This window comes from Oleiphilus sp. HI0128, from assembly GCF_001635365.1.
Genome location: NZ_LWGG01001062.1, coordinates 1 through 3,106 on the forward strand (window position 1 = coordinate 1; position 3,106 = coordinate 3,106).

A 3,106-nucleotide genomic window follows, 5' to 3' on the forward strand; every position below is an offset into this window, starting at 1 on the left:
AGCCACCAGCAACTGCAAAGGCGTTGAGTCGATCGTATCATTTAGATCACCAAGCATAATGGTTGGCATATCTTCCTTCGCACTAGATTTCCAAAAGTCATTGTAGAGAAGAGCTGCTTCAGTTCCTCTCTGCATACTTGAAGCCCACCGACCATGCAGGTCGTCGTAAAGGAAATTACGAACTTGTTCATTGTCGGCTGTATCCACATAAAAGTGACGATCAAACTTCGACCTTTTAGACTTCAAGTGCGCCACATACACGGCAACCTTGGAGTAATCATCGATTTCAATAACGGCCCTGATCGGCTGACGACTAAAAACAAATTCTGAGTTGAGCCCCAAACTCTGAATCAAATATTGATCAACCGAAACTGCTTCACTAGATAGGATGGGGAATTTTGAAGCAATCGCGACAACGGGCATATCAAACAGATAGTCAGACTTCTTGTTGGGCTGTTCGACTGTTGCAAAATAGTCAAAGCCCGCTGACTTTGACAAGCTATTCAGAGCCGATACGGAAAACACCTCCTGAAAACCAACAATATCTGCGCCAATTACTTTCAGAAGCCTAAGTATCCATGCTTCCTTCTTACGCCATTGTTGGTCAGTATAAATATTCTCCAACTCGTAAAATGCATTGGGAGGTTCAATATAGTTAAAAAGGTTAAACGTACAAACCTTAAACTGACGTGTTTGTTTTACCATAATTCTGAGCAAAGTGCTTCGCTGCACTCGCTCTTACCTCCAATAGCCAGGGCCATGATTTAAAACAATAAGAACTTAGAATAAATTTTAGGGTTGGTCCTAATTCGATACAAGGTCAACACGCCAAGGTATAAACCCAAGTGAACCAGAAACTAAGAATTCGCGTATCTAAATATATATACTTAATAACTTCGATTTCAGCGCATCCTTAATTCGATTGAAGGGAGAAATATTTATATGAAGCATCTAGCAAAAATTACGATCATTGGTTTGCTATGCTTGGCGAATACATCATTAAGTTACGCAAGCTGTGACCCCTTGCTAAACTATGAATCCAAGCGTCTTCACTCTTCAAAATCTATTGACTTCTGTCAGGCTTTTGAAGGGAAAACCTTGCTTATCGTTAATACAGCAAGCCGATGCGGATTTACCCCTCAGCTATCTCAACTTGAAGCGCTTTATCAAAAATATAAAGATGAGGGTTTGGAAATTGTCGGTTTCCCTTCTAACTCCTTCAGGCAAGAATTAGCAACTGAAGCAGAAACAGCTAGCGTCTGCTTCAAAAACTTCGGCGTTAGTTTCACCATGCTAGCGCCGAGCTATGTAACAGGACCTCAACAAAACGACTTCTACAAAATGCTAAAACAACGGACTGAAAAATCACCAAATTGGAACTTCAACAAGTTCCTCATCTCTTCCGATTTATCAAGTATTTCCTTGTTCAGATCTCAGGTAACCCCCTTAGACAGTGTATTAGAGGAGGCTATCAAAAGATCTCTTAATTAATTTAGTAGCATCAGGGTTATTGTAATCGTTTGAGATATCCGCAGCACAGATATACATATACTTATAAACAAGAGCTAAGAGTAATTTGTCGACAAACCTGCGGCCCTCTTTTATTTTACTTAGTCAATCCACACCCACTACTGAATCTTGCCACCATGGTACCCACAGATTAGGGTATCAGATACGCGAACATTCGCATCAACACCCCTTAACCATTTTCCCTACACCAATCCTATCGGTTAGGGACTCAAACCTGCCACGTGCAGAAAACATGATTGGCGCCAAGAGTAGCAGAGAGTGCAGCCCAATAGTTCGCGCTATTCAAGGAACAAGCGCAGCTCGTTCCCAACTGTGGCCTATATGTCGATATAAAGTGCGCTCATGCAAGCCAGTTTCATGGCCTCGCCAGTACTCTAGATAATTCACAGACACCACCAGCCCAAGCGCATTATCTGTGAAAGGAACTGTATCAGGATTAGGGTACTTTTCTTTCAGCGCGTTAATACCCCGTTCTACCTCAAATGAGCCTTCCAGGGCAGCGCTCTGGTGCGCGACAGTATGATAAAAATGATCCAGCAACTTTGAAATATAAGGTTTATGCTGCCAGTGAGTTTCAAGAACCTCAGGACACATTAATGACAATTCACCCCGAACTCTAAATTGCTGTAGTAGCGAAGGATAGAAAAATAGCAGTTCTACCTTCGCCTCGTTTAAATGTAGTAGGTTCTTTTGGGCAAGTTTGTTCACAAACAGTACACAACTATCTGCATTGATTTCGCGTACGACCAAGGTGCGCATTCTTGGTTGAGACGCATCATTTTGCTCGAGTGTCGCGAGTGTGCAATATTTAGCACTGGGGTCCTGGTTTTGCTTGGCCTCTTGCCTAGCGTTCATCAACAAAGTCATAGGTTGATATTCAGTCATAAACTCTTCGCCCTGTTAATCTACGTAACCACTGCCAATAGCACTAAAGGGAAGCTCCAAGCCCAGTTCGGGCACCTGCGCTGCTATCCAAGCTGGAAAGGTGTTGCTGTTCGGGCCAGGAAAAACTTTATACTCGTTAGCCCAGGGGTAACGTTCAGCTAAAGCAACTATTTCTTCGATCAACTCTTCTGCTTCGTCACCTCGCTTATCCAAAAGAATTTGGGGCTGACTACCAAACCAATACCTATCAGGAATATCATTCTCGACTCTCAACACAGACAGTCCTCGTTTGGCACGCCAACCTATCACTTCAAGAACGGTATATTCAGAAGCATCTCTTGCTTTCACCGCAATCCAAGTATGTATCGCAAACCAACCTCGCCACCCCCATGCATCGGCACCATATACCTGAATAACCGCTTCGGGAGTTTCGGTAGACAAAGGGGCGAGCCCGGAAGAGTCTCTAGACGCTTCTCGCCAGCTTCCCGTGCTGCACCCCACCGCTAACACACTGAAAAGTATCATACTAAATTGAATCAATGCCTTAATGGTAAACATCGTCTATTTCCCCGTTATCTTCTCCGTAAAAACAAGACCTTAGTCTTACAAGCACTGGGCTTACAAACAACACGCCTTTTCCTCCGACAGAAAGACATTCAGCCCCTTCTCCTCAGCACGCGTCTACTTTTTT

At 43.5% G+C, this 3,106-nt stretch carries 4 protein-coding genes; 1 reads left to right on the forward strand and 3 read right to left on the reverse strand.

Annotated features, from left to right (window positions below; all coding sequences use genetic code 11):
- Positions 1–732: endonuclease/exonuclease/phosphatase family protein (locus A3763_RS18095; protein WP_197482960.1), on the reverse strand; the 732-nt coding region annotated here is incomplete at its 3' end.
- Positions 733–942: 210 nt separating this feature from the next.
- On the opposite strand from A3763_RS18095, the gene A3763_RS18100 reads away from it, so the two are divergent.
- Positions 943–1,491: a glutathione peroxidase gene (locus tag A3763_RS18100; protein ID WP_068510198.1), complete on the forward strand. Its 549-nt coding sequence runs from the start codon at positions 943–945 to the stop codon at positions 1,489–1,491.
- 321 nt (positions 1,492–1,812) lie between these two features.
- Here the strand turns inward: A3763_RS18100 and A3763_RS18105 are convergent, their stop codons facing one another.
- Together A3763_RS18105 and A3763_RS18110 are read right to left on the reverse strand one after the other, a co-directional pair.
- Positions 1,813–2,415, reverse strand: coding sequence for a pyridoxamine 5'-phosphate oxidase family protein (locus A3763_RS18105; RefSeq protein WP_068510197.1), 603 nt, complete (start codon positions 2,413–2,415; stop codon positions 1,813–1,815).
- Between the two features lie 15 nt (positions 2,416–2,430).
- Positions 2,431–2,973 carry a DUF3750 domain-containing protein gene (locus tag A3763_RS18110; protein ID WP_068510196.1) on the reverse strand — a complete coding sequence of 181 codons (543 nt, stop codon included), beginning with the start codon at positions 2,971–2,973 and terminating at the stop codon, positions 2,431–2,433.
- Between the last annotated feature and the right edge of the window lie 133 nt (positions 2,974–3,106).

What these genes read in the sequence shown, in the direction of transcription:
- A3763_RS18100 (WP_068510198.1), top strand. Translation starts at nt 943, where the DNA reads ATGAAGCATCTAGCAAAAATTACGATCATTGGTTTGCTATGCTTGGCG.
- A3763_RS18105 (WP_068510197.1), bottom strand. Translation starts at nt 2,415, where the DNA reads ATGACTGAATATCAACCTATGACTTTGTTGATGAACGCTAGGCAAGAG.
- A3763_RS18110 (WP_068510196.1), bottom strand. Translation starts at nt 2,973, where the DNA reads ATGTTTACCATTAAGGCATTGATTCAATTTAGTATGATACTTTTCAGT.